This window comes from Psychrobacter sp. CR212 (assembly GCF_059693765.1).
In genome coordinates this window covers 1-25,817 of the sequence record NZ_JCATIF010000001.1, presented here as the reverse complement: position 1 = coordinate 25,817, position 25,817 = coordinate 1, and the positions used below count along the sequence as shown (strand labels likewise).

Genomic DNA, 25,817 nt, shown 5'->3' with positions numbered 1-25,817 from the left:
TTTTCAATAACAGAAAATGCGTATCAGTTGCTTTTGTCCTCTATTAACGATTTGATACTGTCACTATTATTTTTAGGCGCATTATTATTTTTAGGTGCATTTGCATTACTATTTGCCCCATTGTTGCTCGTATTGGGCGGTTTTGGCGCAGGTAGAGCGGGTGGTTTTTTAGCGGTGCTATTATCTGCACCTGCTGTTGACGGCTTTTTATTTTCCTGCTTGGAGTTATTGGTATTACTTTGCGTTTGACTTGATGCCTCATCAGTTGATTGTGGCTCATTACCAACCGTCCGCTCTTCAGTAACGGATAACGTTTCAGAAGTATCTGCAGATTGACGGATGCTTTCTACTGGAGTGCTATCGTTAGAGGAACGTTGACTATCGCGACTCGCATTAGTGTTAGCGGCTTCTTGCTCATTAGCCGTATTGTTGACTGCTTGCGCTTGCTGACGTACTGGTATTTCACGCTTAGTCGGTTTTAGATTGACAGCGCGCGTGCGCTTCGTACTTAAGTCTTTTACTGGATCAGGACGCTCGTAGTTATCGATAATACTGACGTATCGATTGATCTCCTCCGGTAGCACACGTACATTGGCAGGCAGTTTAAAATCTGTGAGCTTTGCTGCCCCGACGGCCTCCTGTGGACTACTCATGATTCCGTAAGTCAGCATATAACGGACTTGATTTTCACTATCAAGATAGCGGAAATAAGCGAACTTATCACGATCTTCACGGCCTTCTAAATAACTGACAATCACGTCATTTTCAGCGACATTCATCACCTGCACGGTCCACTTACCCTTGTTGGCAAGTAGATAGCGCTTGTCTTTAAACTCGTCAGGATAATTACGCAAGTCACGGACAGTCGTATCAAAACTAATCGGCTGTACATCGGTATCCAGCTCGTGAAGCGACTCGATTTTTAATGGTTGCTCAAACTCATCAGCCAACATTTGCGGTGCTGATACTGGTTCGTTTTCAATTTTGGCACCCATCGCTGGCGTTTGGCTTAGCATCCAGACTAACGCTGTCACAACACCTAATAGTAACGTCGCGACCAGCCAGATCAGGGCTTGACGACTGTACGATTGGCCAGCGGTACGCGTCTTCGATTTTGATGCTGCCATAGGAATATCCTTGGTAAAAACATATTTAAGAGCATTACATCAATGCTCATTCAAATAGAAGTGCAGTTAGTGCAGCCTATGAATCTGCTGTACATATCAAGTTTTAGTACGAATACTCACTAAAATTTTGATACATTATGCGCTGTGTTGTGACAATACTTCGAGCAACAGATCGTTATCGAAGTCATTGGTCACTACTGCACTCCCTATTGATTTTAACAAAATCAGCCGGATTTGTCCGTGTTTCACTTTTTTATCGTGTCCCATCAAGTCCAAAGCAGTTTGTACATCAATGGCAGGCGGTTTGGTTGGCAGGTTACCTAGCATCAAAACACGCTCAATGCGCTCAACCTCATCAAGGGTCAACCAACCAATTTTTTGGGACAGTTCAGCTGCTTGCATCATGCCCGCCGCTACCGCCTCACCATGCAACCAATTGCCGTAACCTTGATGGGTCTCGATCACATGACCAAACGTATGCCCAAAGTTCAACAGGGCACGCACACCTGACTCTCTTTCATCTTGAGCGACCACATCTGCTTTGTATTGACAGCAGCGCTTCACGGCTTCGCCAAGTACTGGCAGATCCAACGCCATCATTGCAGTTAAATTCTCTTCAAGCCATGTCAGGAATGCTTCATCCATGATAAGCGCATACTTGATAATTTCAGCGACTCCTGCTGACAGCTCACGTGCAGGCAATGTTTTGAGCGTACTCATATCAGCGAGCACCATTTGTGGCTGCCAGAATGCGCCAATCATATTTTTGCCTTGCGCATGATTGATGCCCGTTTTGCCGCCAACGCTAGAATCGACTTGCGATAATAAGGTCGTTGGAATTTGGATAAAGTTGACCCCGCGCATAAAACTTGCCGCAGCAAAACCTGTCATATCACCCACCACGCCGCCACCAAGTGCGATAAGCGTGACATCACGATTGAAATGCTCTGCCATTAGTGCATCATATATTTGGTCAATGCTTGTCTGGTTCTTATATTGCTCACCATCTGGTAACACGCAAACTTTTACCGTAAACTGCTCTGCTAGCTCGTCTTCTAAAGCTTGCAAATATAGAGGTGCCACGGTATCGTTAGTCACAATCAATACTTGGCAACCCTTAATATAAGGTGCGACTTGCTTTGCCATACTGCTGTCTTTTGACGTCGCATCTTCAGTAATAACGATTGGATAATCATGACTTTGCGTACGAACTGTTAAGCTATCATGAAACAGTGACGTTGCCATGAGACACTCCTTAAGCATTTATAATTGGATAAAAGTAGCGGAGTATACCTACCTATCATATCAATAGATAATATCGGTCTACTCTTTATTGTCTTTTGGTGTTGTGTCATTACAATCAAAAAATGCGTTCAGCTGCTGCATTAATTGGCTGACCATATGACGCGGATAAGTGTGACCAGTGGGCATAATAATATGCGCGACCTGACGATATAATGGATCGCGAATACTATATAGATCTTGCAGTATTTTTCTAGGATTAGGCTGTTGTAAAAGAGGCCGTGACTTGTCTTTAGAAGTGCGGGCCATTTGCACATCGACTGGGGCATTGAGATAAACCACGATGCCACGCTGTCTTAAGAACTCTCGGTTTTCAGCAGCCAATACTGCGCCACCGCCAGTTGCTAATACAATTTGGGGGGCTTGAGTCAGCTCATCAATGGCACGTGTTTCACGCTCACGAAAACCCGCTTCACCTTCTTTGGCGAATATCCAAGCAATGTCAGCACCGGTTTGCGATTCGATATACCAATCACTATCTACAAAAGTGCGACCTAACTGCTTGGCCAGTAACTTACCGATCGTCGTCTTCCCCGCTCCCATCGGACCCACTAAAAACACCGACGGCAATTCCTGCACCATAATACTCACTCAGCTAAATTAGCTATCATACAACGTCATTGATATTCTGGCTAGTAATGCGCTGTGATTATTGTTAGTAATATTTAGCGCTTATCGTCCATTAATCCATGCATATAGCTCGCAATATTAAAGATGCTAAGTTTATGCACAAAAAAAAGTAAGCACTAAGGCTTACTTTTTTAGTGAATAATAAACAAATTTATGATTAATTCAAGCGACTTGTACCATCATTGATCAATTTTGGTGTGACAAATATCAACAGCTCTTCCTTATTGTTATTGCGCACATCTTTACGGAATGCACGGCCAATGTATGGTAAATCGCCTAAAAACGGCACTTTGTCCACATTGTTGTTAGTACGGTTTCTAAAAACCCCACCCAATACCACCGTTTGACCATCTTCAACGATCACATTGGTTGAGATAGAATCCTCGGAAATAGCCACCTGATTGTTGATAATAGTCGGCGTACCGTTAGTAATAAGTAACTGCAGACCAATTTTGCCATCAGGGGTAATATTTGGCGTCGCCTCTAAACTCAGTGCCGCTTCTCTAAAACTGGTTGTGGTTGCGCCGCTCGCTGAGGCTTCCTGATAAGGAATCTGGGTACCAGAAGAAACTTTTGCGGTTTGCTTGTCGGCCGTTAAAACTTTCGGGGTTGAGATGACTTCACCGCGATTGTCTGCTTGCAATGCTGACAACTCAAGATCGAGCATCACATCAGATAAACTTAATAGGCCAAAAGCGATACTACCGGCTGGATTATCCACCCCTAAATCAACGTTTAAGTTATCAGGACGGCTGATGTCATATGAAGGATAAGAAACCGTTTGTCCATTGACAGTCGTGGTTTCTACGTCAAAATCTTTTAAGTCCCACAAAGTTTGATCACTACCACCAACCAACAAGCTACGATTATTGGCTGCACCATTTGATAAGATTCCCCAGCGAACCCCAATCTCTTTACTAAAGCTGTCAGTGGCACTAACGATACGCGCTTCAATCATAACCTGACGCACAGGGATGTCAATCTTGCTAATTAAGGTACGAATATTTTCAATGCTATTTGCCACATCTTTGACAATCAAGGTATTGGTACGCTCATCAACTGTTACCGTACCACGATCCGACAACAACGTATTATTATCATTCCCACGATTTGTAAGTCCGCTCGTGCCCCCTATACCGCTACTACCAGATGAGCCACTTCCTTGAGAAATCAAAGTCAGGACATCTTGTGCTTTTGCATAGCTCAAACGAATATATTCAGTACGTAATGGCGCATAAGATTGAACAGCTTGCTGCGCTTCAAGCTCACGTGCTTCTTGTTCAGCGAGTTCAGTAGAAGGCGCAACCAAAATCACATTACCATTTTCGCGCTTGCCTAGATTTTTACTTTTTAGAATAATATCGAGTGCTTGATCCCAAGGCACGTTGATCAAACGCAAGGTGATGTTACCAGCGACTGAATCACTCGCAACGATATTCATCTCGGTAAACTGCGCTAAAATATCTAACACACTGCGAATTTCAACGTCTTGGAATTCCATAGACAGTGGCTCGCCGCTGTATACTCTCTCCTCAAGAGTCGGTTCACGTAGCAGCTCAGGCTTGCTAATACTAATATTTAACTGATTGCCCGATTGGTAAGCTTGATACTCGTAATCATCAGACATATTAATAGTGATGACACCATTTTTTCCTTGGTTTTTAGTATCGATGCTACTCACCAGACCACTATTAATATTTAATCGACGTAGCAAGTTTCTTGGGACTGTACTGCCTGTTAAACGTACGACAAGCTTATTACCTTGGCGTTGTACATCTACCGGAATGGCTTCGTTGGCAAGTACCATGCTGACGTTACCGCCACCATCATTACCTGCCGAAAAATTGACCGCGCTGAGACCATCATAGCTGTATTGCTTACTCACTTGTGCCGAAGCAAGTTGCGGGTTCAACAATGGGTTAACTCTCACCACCATCGTATCGGCTGGTACTTCGTTTTCTACCACGACGGTATTATTTGTACTGACAGCCGCAACAGGAACCGTGCTGGTCTCGACGATTGGCGTGACGACTGCAGTGGTGGTGATGCCGCTAGAGTTATTAAGGACATCTTGTACAGGGTCACTAGTAATCACTGGACGATCAGGATCTGTAATGGTCAGTAGTAGCTCGTTACCCTCAATCGCTGTTGTATAATTGCCTGATTGCTTGAGGCCAACGATAAGACGCGTCGTACTGTCGCTACTCAAAGTGGTGACATCATTGACCATACCGATATTGTATTCGTTGAAACGACTGGCAAGACCGTTTTGTACTTGTTCAAAGTCTAATACCAAGCGGCTAGGATCATCAAGCTGGTAGGCTGCAGGCAATACTGGTAAACCTGTGAACCCCAAACGCATTTGTGTCACTGCTGGTGCAGTTTGCACTACAGACACATTATTGATGCGCTGTGCAGCGTGGGCGCTACTACTTACTGCCACCATGCTGACTGCCAGTGCTGAAATGGCAAAAGCAGAAGAAACACGGTTGCTCATCATCATTACCTTGTTATTGCGTACTGTCATTATTTATTCCTCAAAAAATCTGCCGACTTAGCTTATAGGGGATACCAGCGACTGGGGTTTTTCAATAAACCCAGCGCGGCTGTCTGGCACAATTTCAATCAAATTAATCTGGGTCGGCGTGATTTCAACAATACGGCCGTCATTCAATCCAAGATAATCACCTACCTTCACACTAGCAACTGAACCATCAGGACGTTGTACCAATGCGTATCGCTGACCTTCAGGCGACACTACTACGCCTCGAAAAACCAGTTGCGATAACTCGTATTGTTCAAGTGGTTCTTTTACACGTGTAATATCTGGGCGCACGCCATCAATAGAAGTGGTAGGACCCTCTACATTCACCAAGCTCGGTGGTAAAAACGGGCTGCGCTGTGAGCTTGCACTATAGACGAAGTCTTCTACTAGTTCAGCTTTGGGTGGTGGTTCGATAGGCTGCGCTGGCTGGTTACGGATGTCAGTCATCGCTTGCTCTGCCATACCGATACGATCCGTACAGCCAGTCATCGCTAGCACTGAGATACTTAAAGTCAACAGCATGGGTAGTTTTTGCATACTCATTAGTTACCTCCTGCATTTGCATCAGTAGCGGCGGCATCACCTGCAGGAGCCGTTTCATCTTCAGGAGTCGCTTCTTTTGAACGATAGGTTTTGGTTTGCAAGACTAGATTAAGCTCAGGTAAAACATCTAAGCTCGGTTGTGGATTACTCACCTCAAAATCGTGCATGGTGATGATACGAGGCAGTGCTGCAAGGCCACTAATAAAACTACCAAACTGATGATATTCACCTAAAGCAGCAATGCGAATCGGTTGCTCAATGAAAAATTCATTTTCAATCTCAGGTTCGACAGAGATGTCTTGAAAACGAATATTACTACCGACACCTGTCATATTGATACCTTCTACCAGCTCTGACACACGCGTGTCTTTTGGCAACTGGTCTAATAAGGTATTAAACTCCGTTTCCATCTGAACGACCTGTGCTTGATAGGCTTGTAGGTGACGCGCGCGCGATTCTTTTTCACGATAGCTTTCAAGCAAGGTCTGTTGCTGACTTTCAGCAGCATTGATCTCATCGATTTTGCTACTAATTGGTAGCGCCCATGATAGGGCCGCTATAAAGGTAATAATAAGACCGATCACCGTCACCTTCACTGGTAGCGGCCAGCTGCCATAGTTCTCAGAGTCTAGTGACTCAAAACTGCGACGAAATTCATTAAGATCAAACTGCTTCTTTGGTTTTGAAGCAATTTTTTTGGTCTTGATCAGGCTTTTTTTACGGACAAGCTTCATAACTCCCCTCCCACACCATCTTCCGCAGGGACAGGCGTTTCTGATTGTACTTTAGTCGTCACCACGAACTGTACATAACTGTCTTCAGGATAGACTGGACGTGGTGTCTCACCAGCCGTAGTGACGGTGTTATTCAGTACAGGGGCCGCTTCATAAGCGCTAATGTTCTGTTGAATATTACTAACTGCTGAGTTACCCATCCATTTACTACTGTCCAAATTACGAATTAAGCTAGATACAATGTTTGGGTTATCAGCCAGACCAGTCAATGTTAATACATCGCCTTCGCGTTTGAGATTGGTTAGATAAAGCGCTGGTGGAATCGCTCTTGCCAGATCATCCCACAAACGTACTGGTACAGGACGCCGACCTTGCAAGTCTTGAATGACCTGCATACGTGAGATAATATCTTCACGGCGCTGCTCTAAACTGTCAATCTCAGTCAATGCGGTGTCTAAGCGTGCATTTTCTTGTTCAATCAAAGCATTAGCATCAAGCTGTTCATCAAGCTCATTGTTAAAATAGCTCCATGAAGCAAAGGCCGCCAATAAAGTGAGCAAAGTCACCGCAACGATCAGAGTCATAAACTCTTTGTTACGACGCTCGCGCTCTTCTTGTCGCCAAGGTAAAAGGTTAATACGAGCCATTAGTCAAAGCTCCTTAACGCAAGACCGCATGCAGCCATTAATCCTGGCGCGTCAATGGTCAATTGCTCATTATCAATATTAGGCGCAATGGTCATATTGGTAAACGGATTGGCAACACTAACGCTTACACCGAGTTTTTGTTGTGCCATCCCAGCAAGACCTGCAATGGAGCTACTACCACCCGCAAGTACCACGTGATCAATACTGCTATACTGACTTGAGGAGAAGTAAAATTGTAAGGAGCGAGTGATTTGCTGAATGGTATTTTCTATAAAAGGGGTCAAAACTTCAGGATAGTAGTCATCAGGCAATGTGCGCTCACGTTTGCTCAGCGTTGCTTCTTCAGCTGACAACCCATACCGGTTTTGAATCGCTTCTGTTAACTGAACACCACCAAACAATTGCTCGCGACTATAAATGAACTCACCATTTTTTGCGATATATAAAGTGGTTTGATTATGGCCGATATCAACCAAAGCGACCAGTTCTGGCATATTTGGCAGATTGTCTGCCATTAGTCCAAAAGCACGCTCTATCGCATGTGATTCGATATCCATAACCTTGGTTTGCATACCACCAAAGGCCAACGCATCAACACGCTGATCAACGTTTTCTGAGCGAGAGGCCGCAAGTAGTACTTGTACCATGTCCTCACTCACTAAAGATGGACCTAGCACCTCAAAATCTAAATTGACATCTTCTAATGGATAAGGCACATATTGATCAGCATCCAAACGTATTTGTGCTTCACGCTCAACATCGCTTAGCATCATATCCATATCAATAATTTTGGTGATGACGGCAGATCCTGATACGGCCGTTGCAGCATTGCTACCCGCAACTTGGCAACGTCTTGCTAGACTCGCTATAATGTTGCCAACCGCCTCTGTATCAACTAGGAGTTTGTCGACGACTACACCTTCTGGTAGTCTCTCAATACCGTAGGATTTTAGGTGGAACATGCCTTGTTGACGCTGTATGTCCACTATTTTTACTGAAGTGGCACAAATATCCACACCAATCAAATGTCGACTTTTTGAAGTAAATAGCCTCACAAACTCTATACCTTATATTAAGTGTACAATCTGATAGTTATTTGTAATAATTGAATACAATACTTTACTTAATTGATAGATTCAAGCGTTTAAAAATATATTAAGGCCTACTTACACATTTATTATGACCTGTTGATTTTGTTCAAGGTATAATAAGTTATCCGCTACAAATTCTAATGAATAAGTCTTATTATGGCCAAAAAAAATGCTACCGCTCGTCTCATTCATTTCTTGGTGGGACTTTTTGTCGCTTGCCTAGCATTGGCAGTTATCTTAGCGCTTGCTGTACCTATTGGTTTTTATGGGATGGCGATGTATTTATCGCCAACTTTGCCAAGTATTCAAGAGATAAAAACTGCCAATTTAGAAATGCCATTGCAGATTTATAGTAGCGATGACAAATTAATCGGCCAATACGGCAATCGTTTATCGTTACCAGTCACATTTGATGAAATTCCTGAACATTTGACTCACGCTTTTTTAGCGGCAGAAGATGCTTCATTCTTTCAGCATAGTGGCATCAGTATCAAAGGTCTTGGGCGCGCGGTCACTGAAGTGGTGACTGATGATGACAGTCAGACTGGTGGCTCAACTATTACGATGCAGGTCGCCAAAAATTATTTTTTAAGTCCTGAGCGCACACTAAACCGCAAACTGACGGAATTATTTTTAGCACGTAAAATCGAAGACGAGCTGAGTAAAAATGATATTTTGACTTTATATGTCAATAAGATTTATTTGGGCGAAGGCGCTTATGGTATCCGCGCCGCTGCCAAAAAATACTATAGTAAATCGCTAGATAACCTCACTATTGCTGAAATGGCAATGCTTGCCGGTTTACCAAAAGCCCCTTCTAAATATAATCCTGTTGCCAATCCTAGCCGCGCGTTGACTCGGCGTAACTGGATTATTGGCCGTATGCATGAGCTTGGCTATATCACAAAAGCTCAGTATGATGAGGCCGTTAACTCCCCCGTTGGCATTAAGCTATATCAAGAAAAACTCGACGTTAATATGCCCTATTTGGCAGAAATGACGCGTGCGACTCTAGTCGAGCGCTATGGTGAGCAAGTCATGCACAGTGGTTGGCGCGTTCGTCTCACGGTCGATAGTAAGGCACAAACCGATGCAGAAGCGGCCATATTAACTGGGCTGATTGCTTATGAGCATCGTCATGGATGGCGCGGTGCAGAGGCAAATGACGAGCCTCTCGAAAACTTTCAACACTATAGCAATATGTCTCCTGCCAAAGTTACCAAAGTCAACTCTCGTAGTTTTGAAGCGATATTACAGTCTGGTGAAAGTGTAACGGTCAATTGGTCTGGCATGAGCTGGGCACGCAAATACATCTCTGCCAATCGTATCGGTTACTATCCTAATAATGCTAGCCAAATAGTGAGCAAAAACGATATTGTCCGCGTGATACCTACCGCAAATGGTAATTGGCAACTAGGGCAGATACCCAAAATACAAGGTAGTCTGGTTTCATTAAATCCAGAAACCGGCGCAGTTAATGCATTAGTAGGCGGTTTTGATTTCAAACACAGTAAATTCAACCGAGCCTTACAAGGATGGCGCCAACCTGGCTCAACCATCAAACCATTGGTCTATACCGCCGCTTTGGAAAAGGGCTACCGCCCAGACAGTATCGTCTCTGATCGCCCTATTCAAGTAGGCGACTGGAAACCTAAAAACTCTGATGAACGTTTCTTAGGTGACATTACCTTACGTCGTGGTTTGTATTTATCTCGCAACTTGGTTTCTATCCGTCTCCTACAAGCCATTGGTATCTCTGATGCGCGCAACCTCTTAGATGAGTTCGGCCTAGACAAAGAAAAACTACCAACAACTTTATCGCTGGCTCTAGGGGCAGGACAAGCAACCCCATTGCAAATGGCAACGGCGTATTCAACCTTTGCAAATGGTGGTCACCGCGTACAACCTTACTTTATTGAGCAAATTTATAACTATAAAAATGAGTTATTATTTCAGGCTAATCCACTTCAGGCTTGCGCCTTATGCTTCAATGAGCAACTTGAAGCGGTTAATAAAAACCTGATAGAAGAATATAACAAATCATTAGTAGACGAAAACAGTACTACTGAAGAATCAGCTAACGAGAGCACAGAGCTAGAAAATAGTGAAAATGTAGAAGAAACGGATGAAGCAATCGATCTTACTGTCTATGACGCTGGTCCACAATCAGATCGCCTAAAAGCACCTGTTGTACAATACATAGCAGCCAAACAAGCACCAAGGATATTAAAGCCTAGAGTAGCATTTGAAATGGCAGATATTTTACGTGATGTGGTGCAACGTGGCACTGCAGTACGAGCAAAAGCCTTAGGCCGTGATGATATTGGCGGCAAAACCGGTACAACCAACGAAGCGAAAGACGCTTGGTTTGCAGGGTTTCATCCTACCAATGCAACGGTTGTATGGATGGGGTTTGATCAGCCAACATCTATGGGTCGCCGAGAGTATGGTGGTGTGGCTGCCCTGCCCGTCTGGATGGACTTTATGAAAGCTCAGCTCAAAGACACACCAAACCAATGGGTGTCTATCAATAACCGCTCAAAATCTAAAAAGCAGCAACAGCAAATTATAGAAATGACCGATGATGGTATTATAACTGATGATGACGACATCTCTGATAATAGCGCACCAGCAAAACCGGTCAAGACTCAAACTCAGCAGCGTAAGCCGACCCTACCTGAACCAACTACAGATACTAACAACTCAGCAGTAGCTCAAGCAAACAATAGCCGTAGTAACGATAGCGTGCCGCAAAACCCTTTATCGGTCACACCAGTTCAGCGTATGCCCCCGATGCCAGAATAATCTACTGGTATCTCTAGCTACCGATATAAAGAAAGGCTTGTTCAGTCATCACTGAATAAGCCTTTTTTGTAGATATTATATTTCGAATAGACTCATCCTGCTAAAACTCAACCATCCCTGCACGTAGTTGCTCGATCAGCTCTAAAAGCTGATTACGCCATTCTCTTATCGTTGCCTCATCAGGTAACCATTGATTTGACAAAGTAACGACATTCACAATAAGGTCGGGCGCAGATAAATCGCTACTTGGTTTTTCATCCACAACCGTATCTGGTGGTACCGCATAGAGACAACGCTGATAAGCGCGCTCTATATTGGCAATAAAGCCTTGCTGCTGTAATTGCTGCAAGCGCTGAATCTCAGGAGATACCTGCGTGCGCTCGCTTAGTGCTTGCTCAATATCTGACAAAGTTGGTGCGGTCATATTTAAACTATAAAAATGACCCAGCTCTTGAGTGAATGCCAGCAACGCACCATATAAATGAAAAATAGCGGTTTCGCAATGGGCTTGATATAACTGCTTATCGCTAGTATTACCTGCTGTTTGGCAGGATAGACGACAAAAATACAGTTTTTGATTGGTACGATCTGCTTGATATTTGGCAACGCGAGTTTTACCTGCCATTTGCGACTTATCCTTCTATAGATAGTAAATTGAGGCTTGTTTTCCAGTGTACTATTTTTTTAGATAATAGCACCATGCCTTTCTCAGTTTTTATGCACACAAAAAAGCCAGCGACTTAGGCTGGCTTTTTCTTAAATTGGGAATGGATCAAAATACTCAATACGATTAATTATTTTGATTTAACTCTTGAGCAAAGGCTTCATCAAAGCTTGCAAAGTCTTTGCTGTCAGTGCTTGCTGTCATATCAAACGCTGCATTTAGATCACTGTCTTGTAGCTTCTGATCCGCTTTCTCTTTACGTGCCTTGTGATAAGCAAGACCCGTACCTGCAGGAATCAAGCGACCAACGACCACGTTTTCTTTCAGACCACGTAGCTCATCCACTTTACCAGTCACAGCAGCCGCAGTTAGTACACGGGTGGTTTCCTGAAAAGAAGCCGCTGAGATAAAGCTTTCAGTTGCCAGACTTGCTTTAGTGATACCTAGTAATTGACGCTCGAACTGTACTGGGAATTTATCTTCCGCTTCTAGTTTCGCATTCAACGCTTTGATATCTGCATACTCGACCTGATCACCTTTGAAGTGACTTGAATCGCCGCCATCAGTAATCTCAACTTTACGGAGCATCTGACGAATGATAACTTCGATATGCTTATCGTTGATTTTTACACCCTGCAAGCGATAAACGTCCTGTACTTCGTTGACGATATAATCAGCAAGTGCCGTCTGACCTTTCAAACGTAAGATATCATGTGGGTTCTGTGGACCATCAGCGATCACTTCACCACGTGCTACCGTCTCGTTTTCAAAGACGTTGATTTGACGCCATTTCGGGATTAGCTCTTCATGTACTTCACCATCTTCATTAGTAATGATAAAGCGGTTCTTACCTTTAGTCTCTTTACCAAAGCTTACGACACCAGTCATTTCTGCCATGATGGCGTGATCTTTTGGACGACGTGCTTCGAATAGATCAGCAACACGTGGTAGACCACCGGTAATATCTTTTGTACCAGAAGATGCTTGTGGTACACGGCCTAGAATCGAACCTGCTGCAACCTTCTCACCATCGCTCACGCGGATGATGGTTTCAGCTGGTAAGAAGTAAACCACTTCTTTACCTTCATCAGTGTTCAAGATAATCGCAGGACGTAAGTCTTTTGCTGAGCTTGAACGGTCACGAGTCGCTAGAATCTCAAACGAGCTCATACCAGTGGCATCATCAACCTTAACGGTCGCCGTTGAACCATCAACGATATCACTGAAACGTGCTGTACCAGCAAATTCTGTGATAATTGGATGGGTATGCGGATCCCATTTAGCGATGGTTTGACCGCTTTCAACCTGCTCTTCGTCTTTTACAAGAACGCTTGAACCGTACGGTACTTTATAGCGCTCACGCTCACGGCCAAGCTCATCAGTCAACGCGATTTCAGCTGAACGCGATACGATGACTAAGTGACCATCAGTATGCTGTACCGTTTTCATGTTCTCAAAGTGTGCTTGACCAGCATTACGTACAGAGATACTGTTGTCCACAGATGCTGAACTCGCGGCCCCGCCCACGTGGAACGTACGCATGGTCAACTGAGTACCTGGCTCACCGATAGACTGAGCGGCCATAACACCAACTGACTCACCGATGTTCACTTTATGACCACGTGCAAGGTCACGACCATAACACTGTGAACACACACCATGCTCAACATCACAAGTAATCACCGAACGTACCCAGATATCATCGATCGCGTTGCTGTCAAGGACGTTAACCCAATACTCATCAATCAAAGTACCGGCTGGAACCAATACTTTATCAGCATCATCGTTATACGTCACATCACGTGCAGTTACACGACCAAGTACTAGCTCGCCTAATTTCTCAATGATTTCACCACCTTGGATATGTGGCTTCATGAGTAGGCCTTCTTCAGTACCACAGTCATCACTCGTGATCACCAAATCTTGCGCCACATCAACTAGGCGACGAGTTAGGTAACCTGAGTTAGCTGTTTTTAGTGCTGTATCCGCTAGACCTTTACGTGCACCGTGAGTTGAGATGAAGTACTGTAGTACGGTCAAACCTTCACGGAAGTTCGCTTTAATTGGTGTCTCAATGATTGAGCCATCTGGTTTCGCCATCAAACCGCGCATACCGGCCAACTGACGAATCTGTGCCGCACTACCACGAGCGCCAGAATCCGACATGATAAAGATCGAGTTGAATGACTTCTGCTCGTCTTCTTCGCCTTGCGCATTGATAACTTTATCTGTTGCCAAATTATCCATCATCGCCTTAGCGACTTTGTCATTGGTACGTGACCAGATATCAACGACTTTATTATAGCGCTCACCAGCGGTCACAAAGCCTTGCTCAAATTGATCTTCGATTTCACGAACTTCGCCTTCTGCCACTTCGATGATTTGCTTTTTCAGTGGTGGAATGACCATATCATCGATACCGATAGATACACCAGATAGCGTTGCTTGAGCAAAACCAAGATACATCAATTGGTCAGCAAACATAACACTTTCTTTGACGCCGACTTTACGGTAGCAAGAGTTGATCAAACGAGAGATATTTTTCTTCGTCATCTCTTGGTTACACTCATCAAACGTCATACCTTTAGGCATGATGTTCCAAATAAGCAGACGACCAGCAACCGTATCTTTGATACTGGTTTCTTTGGTCTCGTTACCCTCTTCATCAATTTGCGTCTCAGTAACACGCACTTTGATCTTGGCGTTTACGTGCAAATCGTTTGAACCAATTGCACGCAAAGCTTCGTTGACGGTCGAAAATATCATGCCTTCGCCTTTGGCATTGATAGACGAGCGACTGATGTAATATAGACCTAGTACAACATCCTGCGATGGTACGATGATTGGATCGCCGTTCGCAGGTGACAAGATGTTGTTGGTAGACATCATTAAGGCACGTGATTCAAGCTGTGCTTCTAGGGTCAACGGCACGTGTACAGCCATTTGGTCACCATCGAAATCGGCGTTGAATGCGGTACAAACAAGCGGATGCAACTGGATGGCTTTACCTTCGATCAATACTGGCTCAAATGCCTGTAAACCCAAACGGTGAAGTGTTGGCGCACGGTTGAGAAGTACTGGATGCTCACGGATAACCATGGCCAGCATATCCCACACTTGTGGCTCTTCACGCTCTACCATCTTTTTGGCAGCTTTAATCGTAGTCGCTAAACCATGAGACAATAGTTTGTTATAAGTAAATGGCTTGAATAATTCTAGAGCCATTTTCTTCGGTAGACCACACTGATGTAAACGTAGTGTTGGGCCTACAACGATAACCGAACGACCAGAGTAATCGACACGCTTACCAAGTAAGTTCTGACGGAAACGACCTTGCTTACCTTTGATCATATCAGCCAAAGATTTCAATGGACGCTTGTTACTACCAGTGATGGCACGACCGCGACGACCGTTATCAAGCAACGCATCCACTGACTCTTGCAACATACGTTTTTCGTTACGTACGATGATATCAGGTGCGCTCAGCTCAAGCAGACGCTTAAGACGGTTGTTACGGTTGATCACACGGCGATATAGATCGTTTAGATCTGACGTCGCAAAACGACCACCTTCTAGCGGTACTAAAGGGCGCAAGTCTGGTGGTAGTACTGGCAAGATATTCATTACCATCCACTCAGGCTTGTTATTAGAGTCACGGAATGCTTCTAATAATTTAAGACGCTTAGACATCTTCTTAAGCTTGGTCTCAGAACCTGTTTGTGGAATCGCTTCACGCAGCTCATCAATTTCAAGATCCATATCGATATCTTTCAATAGGTCTTGGACAGCTTCCGCACCCATCTTGGCAGTGAACTCGTCGCCAAACTCTTCAAGTGCTTTGTAATAATCTTCATCATCAAGCAACTGATACTTCTCTAAAGAAGTCAGACCAGGATCAGTCACGATGTAGCTTTCAAAATATAGGACGCGCTCAATATCGCGCAATGTCATGTCTAGCAATAGACCGATGCGGCTTGGTAGTGATTTTAGGAACCAAATGTGCGCCACAGGACTGGCTAGGTCAATATGACCCATGCGGTCACGACGAACTTTCGCAGTGGTGACTTCAACACCACATTTTTCGCAGATAACGCCTTGGAACTTACGGCGCTTATATTTACCACATAGACATTCAAAATCTTTTACTGGGCCAAAGATTTTGGCACAAAAAAGACCATCACGCTCAGGTTTGAACGTGCGATAGTTGATGGTTTCAGGTTTTTTTACTTCGCCGTGCGACCATGACTTGATGACGTCAGGTGAGGCTAGAGTAATTTGAATGCTATCAAACTCTGTATTACCGTTGCCGGTAGGGCTTTGCATGATATCGAGTAAATCTTTCAAGTTGCTTCTCCGTTATCTTTATAATCATCTGACAGCGTACCATTGACGCAGATAAGATGAATGAAGGCAATGAATAGGGTTGAGGCAAATCACTAAAAGCAGCAGCCATAATACATACTGCCTTTAGTGGACAACTAAGTTAAACAACGGGCTAGTTGCTTTGTTTTAACTCAATATTAATACCCAATGATTTGATTTCTTTGGTCAGTACGTTGAACGACTCAGGCATGCCTGGATCCATATACTGCTCACCATCAACGATGTTTTTGTACATACGAGTACGGCCTTCAACGTCATCCGACTTCACCGTTAGCATTTCTTGCAACGTGTAAGTCGCGCCGTATGCTTCTAGTGCCCACACTTCCATCTCACCGAAGCGCTGACCACCAAACTGCGCTTTACCGCCGAGTGGCTGCTGCGTGACTAGAGAGTAAGAACCCGTTGAACGCGCATGCATTTTGTCATCAACCAAATGGTTAAGCTTGAGCATGTACATGTAACCCACGGTCACTTTACGGTCAAATTTCTGACCTGTACGACCATCATATAACGTCTGCTGACCATCGCGATCCATACCAGCAAGCTCAAGCAAATCTTTAACTTGGCTTTCTCTTGCGCCGTCAAATACTGCTGTGCCCATTGGTACACCGCCACGTAAGTTGTCTGCTAGCGCCATGATGTCATCATCACTTAAACTATCAAGATCAACTTGCTCACCGCCTACTTGGTTATAGATTTTGTCCAAGAAGTCACGTAGCTCTTTGATCGCTGCTTGAGATTTGAGCATACCATCAATCTTCTCACCCAATCCTTTCGCTGCCATACCCAAATGCGTCTCTAGAACCTGACCAATGTTCATACGAGATGGTACACCAAGTGGGTTCAATACGATGTCAACGGTATTACCATTTTCATCATAAGGCATGTCTTCAACTGGCATGATGCGCGATACCACACCTTTGTTACCATGACGACCAGCCATCTTATCACCAGGCTGAATACGGCGCTTAACCGCTAGATATACTTTAACGATTTTTTGTACGCCATGTTGCAAGTCATCACCAGCAGTCAATTTGCGTTTTTTCTCAGCAAACTTCACATCAATATCTTTTTGCTTATCAACCAAGTAATCAGAGATTTGCGTCAGACGCTCAGAGATTTCTTCTTCAACTGGCTGGATATCAAGCAAGGTCTCAAGACTCATATCTTTCATATCAGCCAATGCCATAACCGTACCAGCTTTTAGACCAGCACCGCCGCTGACTTTTTGGCCATCTAATAGATTACCAATACGGCCACGTGCTGCTTCTTCAAAGATACGTAGCTCTTCTTTCAAATCTTTGCGATAGCTATCAAGCTGCGATTTTTCAATCGCTCTTGCGCGTGCGTCTTTTTCAACGCCATCACGGGTGAAGACCTGTACATCAATAACCGTACCTTTACTTGAAGTTGGTACGCGTAGTGAAGTGTCTTTCACATCCGCCGCTTTTTCGCCAAAGATAGCGCGTAGTAGTTTCTCTTCTGGCGTTAGCTGCGTTTCACCTTTTGGCGTCACTTTACCAACGAGAATATCACCAGCGTCAACTTCAGCACCGATATAGACGATACCTGCTTCATCAAGACTTGATAGTGCTGCTTCACCAACGTTTGGAATATCAGCCGTGATCTCTTCTGTACCTAGTTTGGTATCACGAGCCACACAAGTCAATTCTTGGATATGAATCGTAGTGAAACGATCTTCTTTTACGACTTTCTCAGATAGTAAGATTGAATCTTCAAAGTTGTAACCATTCCACGGCATAAATGCGATGCGGATGTTCTGACCAAGTGCTAGCTCACCAAGATCCGTTGATGGACCATCAGCCAAGATATCACCCAAAGCAATCTCGTCACCTTGGTTAACAATGATACGTTGGTTGATACAAGTGTTTTGGTTAGAGCGCGTGTATTTGATCAAGTTATAGATATCGATACCCGCTTCACCAGCAACCATCTCGTCTTCGTTGACACGAACCACGATACGTGATGCATCAACATCTTCAATTACACCGCCACGCTTAGCGATGACACAAACACCTGAGTCACGAGCAACGTGTCGCTCCATACCGGTACCTACCAATGGCTTATCAGCACGCAGGGTAGGAACCGCCTGACGCTGCATGTTCGAGCCCATCAAGGCACGGTTAGCATCATCATGCTCTAGGAACGGAATCAGACCTGCTGCAACCGATACGACCTGACTTGGTGATACATCCATATGCGTCACTTTTTCTGGCGGCATACGAACAAATTCACCATAGCTACGCACACTGACCATCTCGTCAGATAACGCGCCATCCTCAGTCATCGGAGAGTCGGCCTGTGCAATAACAGTACCGACTTCTTCGATTGCCGATAGATATTCAATCTCATCAGTCACTTTACCATCAACCACACGGCGATATGGCGTTTCTAAGAAACCAAAGCTGTTGGTTTTAGCAAATGTCGCTAGTGAGTTGATCAGACCAATGTTTGGACCTTCAGGAGTCTCAATAGGACATACACGGCCATAATGCGTATCATGTACGTCACGTACTTCAAAGCCTGCGCGTTCACGAGTTAGACCACCAGGTCCTAACGCTGATACACGGCGCTTATGGGTAACTTCAGACAACGGGTTGTTCTGATCCATAAACTGTGACAACTGGCTTGAACCAAAGAACTCTTTAACCGCAGCCGCTACTGGCTTAGAGTTAATCAAATCTTGTGGTGACAAGTTGTCTGACTCTGCTGAGCTCAAACGCTCTTTTACGGCACGCTCAACACGTACTAGACCAACACGGAATTGGTTTTCTGCCATCTCACCCACTGAACGAATACGGCGGTTACCTAGATGGTCAATATCATCGACATCGCCGCGACCGTTACGAATTTCGATAAGTTCTTTTAGAACATTAACGATATCATCGTTGGTCAATACACTGCGTTCGCGCTGTACGTCTGGATCATCGGTGTTTTCAAATGGCAGACCAAGACGACGGTTGAACTTCATACGGCCGACGTTAGATAAGTCATAACGATCGGCGTTGAAGAACATGCTCTCAAACAGTTTCTCAGCCGTTTCAACCGTTGGTGGCTCACCTGGACGCATGACTTTATAGATTTCGATCAATGCTTCTTCGCGGCTTGACGTGCTATCAGCACGTAGCGTATCAGCAATATAGCTGCCTTGGTCGATATCGTTAGTGAACAGAATGCTAAACTCTTTGATGGCACCACTGGCTTCAAATGAGTTCAATTTCACCAATAATTCGTGGTCGATTGGCGTGTTTGCTTTAGCGATGATTTCATCATTAACAACGATGTCTTCAGCTAAAATACGCTCATATAGATACTCATCAGGTACCGCAATTTTCGTCATACCTGCTTCTTCAAGCTGACGGATACGGCGTGCGTTGATACGTTTGCCCTGCTCTACAATAACGTCACCTTCAGGTGATACGATATCAAACTGCGCCATTTCGCCACGTAGACGATCAGCAACTAGATCAATTTCAAACGTCTCTTCAGCTTTATAAACAGCGACTTTATCAAAGAACAAATCTAGAATTTCAGATGTAGTCAGGCCAAGTGCACGTAGAATGATAGAAGCCAATAGCTTACGGCGACGGTCAATACGAGCAAAGACTAAGTCCTTTGCATCAAATTCAAAGTCTAACCATGAACCACGGTAAGGGATGATACGCGCGTTATAAAGCACTTTACCACTTGAATGCGACTTACCTTTATCATGGTCAAAGAACACACCAGGTGAACGATGTAGCTGAGATACGATAACACGCTCAGTACCATTAATAATGAAAGTACCGTTCGCCGTCATCAAAGGCATCTCGCCCATGTAAACGCTTTGCTCACGGATATCTTTGATAGCAGCTTTGCTATCTTTATCTTTGCTATCTTTATCTTTGATGATCAAACGGATTTTGACACGCATCGGCGCCGCAAACGTTGAACCACGTAAGATACACTCACGCTCATCAAATTCAGGCGTACCTAAATAGTACTCAACAAATTGTAACTCGGCGTTACCAGAGTGACTCTCAATTGGGAAAATAGAGGAATACGCAGCTTGCAAACCAGTATTCTCACGAGCTTTTGGCTTTTTATGCTCTTGCAAAAATTGCTCATAAGAATCTACTTGAATAGACAGTAAATAGGGAACGTCCATTACAGTGGGCAATTCAGCAAAACTTTTGCGAATACGCTTTTTTTCAGTATAAGAATATGCCATCGAGAGTCCTTACAGTAAACGTGGAAACAAATTAAAAGCGTGGCCAGTATGCATAAATACGATGCACACTTAGCGACGTAAACGATAATATAAAACGGGTTTTCGTGTTCAGTTCATGTCTTTTCTTTCAATTACTACTTTACTCATCAGTGCTTACCTAGCACACTTCACTTAATCTCGTCGTTGCTTGCTAAATTCATGGTAAGTGAATCAATCTATATGACTGTTGCAACCAAAAAATTCAATATTATATAATCTATAATGCATTGCCTATGAGGCTTAATTTACAAATACATTGCTGGAAAATAACGTCTATTAAGATTGCATATAAGCCACTTGCCATCTAGACTGCTTATTACCGAACTATGTTCCCTACACATGCAAACTGTCTATAAGACTTAATATCGACAGTCATGCCACATCAAGTAGGCAACTTATGATCACCAGCTTTTTCAGAATACCGCTTTTTTCAGGATTAATAATCGGGGTAACTATAACTTTAAGAATCAGTATAAACTATAGTGTTGATAGGAAAGCATGCAGACACAAAAAAATGCCAAACATCTACAGACGTTTAGCTGATATTAACTGATTTTAAAAACTGGTATGTGTACTTGCATGTATATCGTCTGTCCTTTTGATGGGTATCCACCGTTAATGCATACGTATGTTGGCAGACACAAAAGGTCAAGCTACGAATTATAATAAAAAAAAGCTGGCAATGCAAGGCATTACCAGCTTTTTTTCTGTACAGTGTTAAACTTATTTTAGTTCAACAGTTGCACCAGCTTCTTCAAGTTTCTTTTTCAACTCTTCAGCTTCAGCTTTAGATGCGCCTTCTTTGATTGGAGCTGGAGCGCCTTCAACCAAATCTTTCGCTTCTTTTAGGCCAAGACCAGTTGCTTCACGTACGGCTTTAATTACGCCAACTTTCTTGTCGCCGAAGCTAGCAAGAACAACGTCAAACTCGTCTTTTTCTTCAGCAGCAGCAGCGCCACCAGCAGCAGCAACAGGTGCAGCAGCAGCAACAGCAGCAGTTACGCCGAATTTTTCTTCCATATCGCTGATTAGCTCAACGATGTCCATTACTGACATTTCAGCGATTGCGTTTAACACATCTTCTTTAGATAGTGCCATGAGAACTCTCCGTTATCTGATAAAAATTAATTGATTTTAATATCGCTTTGGTCGTTTGCCAAATATACAAATAGAATTGGCAATACAGTACAACCAGCGATGTCAAAGTTACGTTAAAACAAGCAATTAAGCAGCTTCTTTTGCGTCTTTGATTGCCGCTACAGTGCGAACGAACTTGCCAGGAACAGCGTTCATAGTCTGGACAAGCTTGGTCACTGGTGCATTCATAGTAGCCATCAAGATAGAGATTGCTTCGTCGCGAGTTGGTAGCTTCGATACGCGCTCTAGCTCTTCTGGACCATAAACTTCACCACCGACTGATACTAATTTGGTCTCTAAAGCTTTGTTATCTTTGCTAAAGTCGAAAACGACTCGAGCGGCAGATCCCAAATCTTCCATAGAGAAAGCCAAAAGTAGTGGACCAGTCATACGGTCTGACATGCTCTCAAACTTAGTGCCTTCAAAAGCGCGTTTTGCCAGGGTATTTTTTACCACTTTCAAAACGACGCCTTTTTCACGGGCTTGTACGCGAAGCTGAGTAAGCTGTGCAACACCAATACCGTGATATTCGGCAGCTACTGCTGAGTAAGCATTAGCAGCAACTTCAGACACTTCAGCCACAACTTGTTGTTTTTGCTCTAGCGTTAATGCCATAAGTTGACTCCTTTAATCTTATCAATCTGCTTATCATAAAAGCGCTAAAAATCGAAATTTCTGCAAGCTTAAATTTCAAGCTAGGACTGACTTGATACGACACATTACCAGCGGATTCAATTAATAAAAAAAGCATCTACTGGTAACGACTGATTACGGCACCGTTATCAGAATGACGTTGAGTAATAGTTTGAAGATTATATAAATAACCTTACCGCCTTATTCGCTCGTGTCTTAAACTGTGTGGGCCACCGTCTGCGTAGGACAACTAAGATTTTCATCTGTCGTCGATTAACAAAAGTGACTCAGTGTCATATTTAACCATTCGAAAATTGTTACTTATGACGCTAAACCACTCTCTACCTACGGTCTTAGACAGCGTAGCAAATACTACGCTGACCTAATATTTTAAATATAGTATGTGCTCATCATTCAAAATACTTGAAGTTCAAGTACTCAAAAATAGAGACTTCAATTATTTTGCAGTACGATAAGGAACAGCGTCGATCGTTAGACCAGGGCCCATCGTGCTAGACAAGGTGATTTTTTTGATAAAAGTACCTTTAGAAGTAGCAGGCTTAGCACGCTTTAAATCAGAAAGAATCGCTTGCGCGTTTTGCTCGATTTGCTCAGCAGTGAAACCAACTTGGCCGATAGTTGCATGGATAATACCAGCTTTATCAACACGGTATTGAGCCTGACCCGCTTTCGCATTAGTCACAGCTTCAGCAACGTTTGGTGTTACTGTACCAACTTTAGGGTTAGGCATTAGGCCACGTGGGCCTAGGATCGTACCCAATTGACCAACAACACGCATAGCATCAGGAGCTGCGATCACAACATCAAAGTCCATGTTACCGGCTTTGATTTCTTCTGCTAGGTCTTCAAAACCAACGATGTCTGCACCAGCTTCTTTAGCGGCTTCAGCAGCAGCGCCTTGAGCAAATACAGCAACGCGTTTGGTTTTACCAGTACCAGCAGGTAGATTGGTTGCACCGCGAACGACTTGATCAGATTTACGTGGGTCAACGCCCAAGTTTACTGCAATGTCGATAGACTCTTTGAATTTTAGCGCTGGCAAATCGTTTAGGATTTGAACGGCTTCTTCTAGCGTGTATTGTTTTTCGTTATCAACACGGCTTTGAATTTCTTTTTGACGTTTGGTTAGCTTAGACATTATACACCCTCCACGGTAATACCCATTGAACGTGCAGTACCAGCGATGGTACGGACAGCAGCGTCAAGATCAGCAGCCGTTAAGTCTGCATTCTTAGTCTTAACGATTTCTTCTAGTTGTGCACGGTCCACTTTACCGACTTTAGCAGTGTTCGGTGTACCTGAACCTTTAGCGATGCCAGCAGCTTTACGTAGTAAGTACGCAGCTGGTGGTGACTTCATGATGAAGGTAAAAGATTTATCGTTATATACTGTGATCTCAGTTGGGATCGGTAGACCTGGCTCCTGGCCTGAGGTCGCAGCGTTAAATTCTTTACAGAACGCCATGATGTTCACGCCTTTTTGACCCAAAGCTGGACCAATCGGTGGTGAAGGATTTGCTTTGCCTGCAGGCACTTGCAGTTTGATGTAACCATCAATCTTCTTAGCCATGATACTCTCCTAAATGGGTGATAGCGCCAAATCAACGTGATATATACCTGGTTGACTAACAGCTCCCCGGTTGATGAACTTTTTGCTGATTTAGTCTAGTTTTTCAACTTTACTAAACTCAAGCTCAACCTGCGTAGGTCGATTAAATACGTTTACCGTTAAATGTAGTTTAGACTTCTCATAATCCACTTTTTCTACCAACCCTTTAAAGTCAGTAAATGGACCATCGATAACCAATAACTCTTCGCCTGGCTCAAATAGCGTCTTAGGACGTGGGTCAGTTTCAGTCTGGTTCAAACGGTTTAAAATGCGATCAGCTTCTACTTGCGTAATCGGTGCAGGCATCTCAGGCGTGCCACCGACGAAGCCCATAATACGAGGGCAATCTTTTACGATATGCCAAGTATTATCGTTCATCTCCATCTGAATCAATACATAACCTGGAAAGAATTTACGCTCACTCTTACGCTTTTTGCCGTCTTTCATTTCGACGACTTCTTCAGTAGGAACCAGTACATCACCGAATGACTCAGCAAAGTCACTACGGTTAATACGATCAGTTAACGAACGTTGTACTTGTTTTTCATATCCTGAAAACGCTTGGACAATATACCAACGCATATCACGCTCCTGATCATTATAAATAAGTCGTTATAAGTAAATCTCTCGTTAATAGTCACTAATACGTGCTATTAACCGATAAAGATACCAACGAACCAATTAAAGAAATTATCTAATAACCAAATAAAAAACCCAACAATTCCGATCACGACAATGACTTGCCATGTGTAATGAAAGGTTTCGTCTTTACCTGGCCATGTCACTCGGCGAAGCTCAACACCTGCGTCTCTTAATAATATTTTAAAAGCACGACCTTGATGCGTCAGCGCCAAGCAAATTAATGCAAATACAACAAGTGCAACAATAATACCAATACGTACCCAGACATCGTTGGCAGGTTGCCAATAGCCTGGTAGATATTGATTAACGAGAGTCGCACCGATCAAAACAATTGCGGCAAGTAGCCACAAAATCAAATCTTTGATTGAGCCAGTCTTAGCAACTTCAACAGCAGAAGTACCGCTCGCTGAGATGTGCTTATTTTTAGACAGCATTCCACCAGCAACCGCCTTGGCATCAGATAACTTAGTCTCGAGGTTATCTTGATTATTGCTCATAAAGAACTCGCTTCGGAGATGATGGGGTACAACAAAGATGAGATAAGAAGATGGCAGGCGATGTAGGACTCGAACCTACAACCCTCGGTTTTGGAGACCGATGCTCTACCAATTGAGCCAATCGCCTATGGGTGTAAAGGACAGCATTATACAATATCCAGCATAGAATGCAAGCCTTTGGCGGTAAAATTGTTAATTTTTACCTGATATTACATCTATCAAAAGTCACTATATTAATTATAGGCTTTCTCGTTATGGTTTATATTAACCATACACGTTAAATGCAGCGCTAATATAGCAAGCTATGCGGCAAATTTCAATACAGTGCATTATAAATAAATAGCCAGTATCAAAAGTCACTCCATCAAAAGAACCATTTTACCAAAGCTTAGATCTAAGGCTGCAAATACCCCTATTTACCTCCAAAAAAAAAAGCCACCCTAGATAGGATGGCTTTTTTATGACTAATTCATAATCTCATTACTGAGACTTAAGTCTTAGTTCAATACGTTAGCAACAACACCAGCGCCTACAGTAC

Annotated in this window: 18 protein-coding genes and 1 tRNA gene; 1 reads left to right on the top strand and 18 read right to left on the bottom strand. The window is 43.6% G+C overall.

Features of this window, described 5'->3' with window-relative positions; genetic code table 11:
- Positions 1 to 23: 23 nt before the first annotated feature.
- The 8 genes from AC58CZ_RS00095 to pilM form a co-directional block, all read right to left on the bottom strand.
- Positions 24 to 1,127, bottom strand: a complete 1,104-nt coding sequence (locus AC58CZ_RS00095) for a hypothetical protein (RefSeq protein ID WP_494223728.1) — start codon at positions 1,125 to 1,127, stop codon at positions 24 to 26.
- Positions 1,128 to 1,262: 135 nt separating this feature from the next.
- The gene (gene aroB / locus AC58CZ_RS00090) at positions 1,263 to 2,372 is read right to left on the bottom strand and encodes a 3-dehydroquinate synthase (protein ID WP_494223729.1); all 1,110 of its coding nucleotides are present in this window, start codon (positions 2,370 to 2,372) and stop codon (positions 1,263 to 1,265) included.
- 78 nt (positions 2,373 to 2,450) lie between these two features.
- Entirely contained in the window at positions 2,451 to 3,011 is a 561-nt protein-coding gene (gene aroK, locus AC58CZ_RS00085; protein WP_071002932.1) for a shikimate kinase AroK, read from the bottom strand.
- 205 nt (positions 3,012 to 3,216) lie between these two features.
- Positions 3,217 to 5,586 (bottom strand): type IV pilus secretin PilQ, encoded by a 2,370-nt coding sequence (locus AC58CZ_RS00080; protein WP_494223730.1) that lies wholly within the window; start codon positions 5,584 to 5,586, stop codon positions 3,217 to 3,219.
- Between the two features lie 27 nt (positions 5,587 to 5,613).
- Entirely contained in the window at positions 5,614 to 6,147 is a 534-nt protein-coding gene (locus AC58CZ_RS00075) for a pilus assembly protein PilP (protein WP_058025948.1), read from the bottom strand.
- Positions 6,147 to 6,881, bottom strand: a complete 735-nt coding sequence (locus AC58CZ_RS00070; RefSeq protein WP_071002930.1) for a type IV pilus inner membrane component PilO — start codon at positions 6,879 to 6,881, stop codon at positions 6,147 to 6,149. The genes AC58CZ_RS00075 and AC58CZ_RS00070 overlap by 1 nt, the downstream gene beginning before the upstream one ends.
- A complete protein-coding gene (locus AC58CZ_RS00065; protein WP_071002929.1) occupies positions 6,878 to 7,528 on the bottom strand; it encodes a PilN domain-containing protein in 651 nt (216 codons plus the stop codon). Before AC58CZ_RS00065 ends, AC58CZ_RS00070 begins: the two co-directional genes overlap by 4 nt.
- The gene (gene pilM / locus AC58CZ_RS00060) at positions 7,528 to 8,583 is read right to left on the bottom strand and encodes a type IV pilus assembly protein PilM (protein ID WP_071002928.1); all 1,056 of its coding nucleotides are present in this window, start codon (positions 8,581 to 8,583) and stop codon (positions 7,528 to 7,530) included. The genes AC58CZ_RS00065 and pilM overlap by 1 nt, the downstream gene beginning before the upstream one ends.
- Positions 8,584 to 8,775: 192 nt before the next feature.
- On the opposite strand from pilM, the gene AC58CZ_RS00055 reads away from it, so the two are divergent.
- Positions 8,776 to 11,424: a PBP1A family penicillin-binding protein gene (locus tag AC58CZ_RS00055; protein ID WP_494223731.1), complete on the top strand. Its 2,649-nt coding sequence runs from the start codon at positions 8,776 to 8,778 to the stop codon at positions 11,422 to 11,424.
- Positions 11,425 to 11,524: 100 nt separating this feature from the next.
- On the opposite strand, the gene AC58CZ_RS00050 is transcribed toward AC58CZ_RS00055, so the two are convergent.
- The 10 genes from AC58CZ_RS00050 to AC58CZ_RS00005 form a co-directional block, all read right to left on the bottom strand.
- The gene (locus tag AC58CZ_RS00050; RefSeq protein WP_494223732.1) at positions 11,525 to 12,049 is read right to left on the bottom strand and encodes a DUF6586 family protein; all 525 of its coding nucleotides are present in this window, start codon (positions 12,047 to 12,049) and stop codon (positions 11,525 to 11,527) included.
- 165 nt (positions 12,050 to 12,214) lie between these two features.
- Complete coding sequence (gene rpoC / locus AC58CZ_RS00045; RefSeq protein WP_494223733.1) at positions 12,215 to 16,432, bottom strand: DNA-directed RNA polymerase subunit beta'; 4,218 nt, start codon at positions 16,430 to 16,432, stop codon at positions 12,215 to 12,217.
- A gap of 151 nt (positions 16,433 to 16,583) precedes the next feature.
- Entirely contained in the window at positions 16,584 to 20,702 is a 4,119-nt protein-coding gene (gene rpoB / locus AC58CZ_RS00040) for a DNA-directed RNA polymerase subunit beta (RefSeq protein ID WP_494223734.1), read from the bottom strand.
- A 762-nt stretch (positions 20,703 to 21,464) separates the two neighbouring features.
- On the bottom strand, positions 21,465 to 21,839 hold the full coding sequence (gene rplL / locus AC58CZ_RS00035) for a 50S ribosomal protein L7/L12 (protein WP_093071059.1): 375 nt from the start codon (positions 21,837 to 21,839) through the stop codon (positions 21,465 to 21,467).
- A 126-nt stretch (positions 21,840 to 21,965) separates the two neighbouring features.
- A complete protein-coding gene (gene rplJ / locus AC58CZ_RS00030; RefSeq protein WP_071002922.1) occupies positions 21,966 to 22,493 on the bottom strand; it encodes a 50S ribosomal protein L10 in 528 nt (175 codons plus the stop codon).
- Positions 22,494 to 22,968: 475 nt separating this feature from the next.
- The gene (gene rplA, locus AC58CZ_RS00025; RefSeq protein WP_071002921.1) at positions 22,969 to 23,670 is read right to left on the bottom strand and encodes a 50S ribosomal protein L1; all 702 of its coding nucleotides are present in this window, start codon (positions 23,668 to 23,670) and stop codon (positions 22,969 to 22,971) included.
- Positions 23,670 to 24,101: a 50S ribosomal protein L11 gene (rplK, locus tag AC58CZ_RS00020; protein WP_071002920.1), complete on the bottom strand. Its 432-nt coding sequence runs from the start codon at positions 24,099 to 24,101 to the stop codon at positions 23,670 to 23,672. The genes rplA and rplK overlap by 1 nt, the downstream gene beginning before the upstream one ends.
- 90 nt (positions 24,102 to 24,191) lie before the next feature.
- Entirely contained in the window at positions 24,192 to 24,722 is a 531-nt protein-coding gene (gene nusG, locus AC58CZ_RS00015) for a transcription termination/antitermination protein NusG (RefSeq protein WP_071002919.1), read from the bottom strand.
- Positions 24,723 to 24,793: 71 nt separating this feature from the next.
- Positions 24,794 to 25,279, bottom strand: coding sequence for a preprotein translocase subunit SecE (secE, locus tag AC58CZ_RS00010; RefSeq protein ID WP_494223735.1), 486 nt, complete (start codon positions 25,277 to 25,279; stop codon positions 24,794 to 24,796).
- Between the two features lie 51 nt (positions 25,280 to 25,330).
- Positions 25,331 to 25,406: transfer RNA gene (locus AC58CZ_RS00005), tRNA-Trp, on the bottom strand.
- Positions 25,407 to 25,817 lie beyond the last annotated feature (411 nt).

What these genes read in the sequence shown, in the direction of transcription:
- AC58CZ_RS00095 (WP_494223728.1), bottom strand. Translation starts at nt 1,127, where the DNA reads ATGGCAGCATCAAAATCGAAGACGCGTACCGCTGGCCAATCGTACAGT.
- rplA (WP_071002921.1), bottom strand. Translation starts at nt 23,670, where the DNA reads ATGTCTAAGCTAACCAAACGTCAAAAAGAAATTCAAAGCCGTGTTGAT.
- secE (WP_494223735.1), bottom strand. Translation starts at nt 25,279, where the DNA reads ATGAGCAATAATCAAGATAACCTCGAGACTAAGTTATCTGATGCCAAG.
- AC58CZ_RS00050 (WP_494223732.1), bottom strand. Translation starts at nt 12,049, where the DNA reads ATGGCAGGTAAAACTCGCGTTGCCAAATATCAAGCAGATCGTACCAAT.
- nusG (WP_071002919.1), bottom strand. Translation starts at nt 24,722, where the DNA reads ATGCGTTGGTATATTGTCCAAGCGTTTTCAGGATATGAAAAACAAGTA.
- aroB (WP_494223729.1), bottom strand. Translation starts at nt 2,372, where the DNA reads ATGGCAACGTCACTGTTTCATGATAGCTTAACAGTTCGTACGCAAAGT.
- rpoB (WP_494223734.1), bottom strand. Translation starts at nt 20,702, where the DNA reads ATGGCATATTCTTATACTGAAAAAAAGCGTATTCGCAAAAGTTTTGCT.
- aroK (WP_071002932.1), bottom strand. Translation starts at nt 3,011, where the DNA reads ATGGTGCAGGAATTGCCGTCGGTGTTTTTAGTGGGTCCGATGGGAGCG.
- AC58CZ_RS00075 (WP_058025948.1), bottom strand. Translation starts at nt 6,147, where the DNA reads ATGAGTATGCAAAAACTACCCATGCTGTTGACTTTAAGTATCTCAGTG.
- rplL (WP_093071059.1), bottom strand. Translation starts at nt 21,839, where the DNA reads ATGGCACTATCTAAAGAAGATGTGTTAAACGCAATCGCTGAAATGTCA.
- AC58CZ_RS00065 (WP_071002929.1), bottom strand. Translation starts at nt 7,528, where the DNA reads ATGGCTCGTATTAACCTTTTACCTTGGCGACAAGAAGAGCGCGAGCGT.
- AC58CZ_RS00070 (WP_071002930.1), bottom strand. Translation starts at nt 6,881, where the DNA reads ATGAAGCTTGTCCGTAAAAAAAGCCTGATCAAGACCAAAAAAATTGCT.
- AC58CZ_RS00055 (WP_494223731.1), top strand. Translation starts at nt 8,776, where the DNA reads ATGGCCAAAAAAAATGCTACCGCTCGTCTCATTCATTTCTTGGTGGGA.
- rplJ (WP_071002922.1), bottom strand. Translation starts at nt 22,493, where the DNA reads ATGGCATTAACGCTAGAGCAAAAACAACAAGTTGTGGCTGAAGTGTCT.
- AC58CZ_RS00080 (WP_494223730.1), bottom strand. Translation starts at nt 5,586, where the DNA reads ATGACAGTACGCAATAACAAGGTAATGATGATGAGCAACCGTGTTTCT.
- rplK (WP_071002920.1), bottom strand. Translation starts at nt 24,101, where the DNA reads ATGGCTAAGAAGATTGATGGTTACATCAAACTGCAAGTGCCTGCAGGC.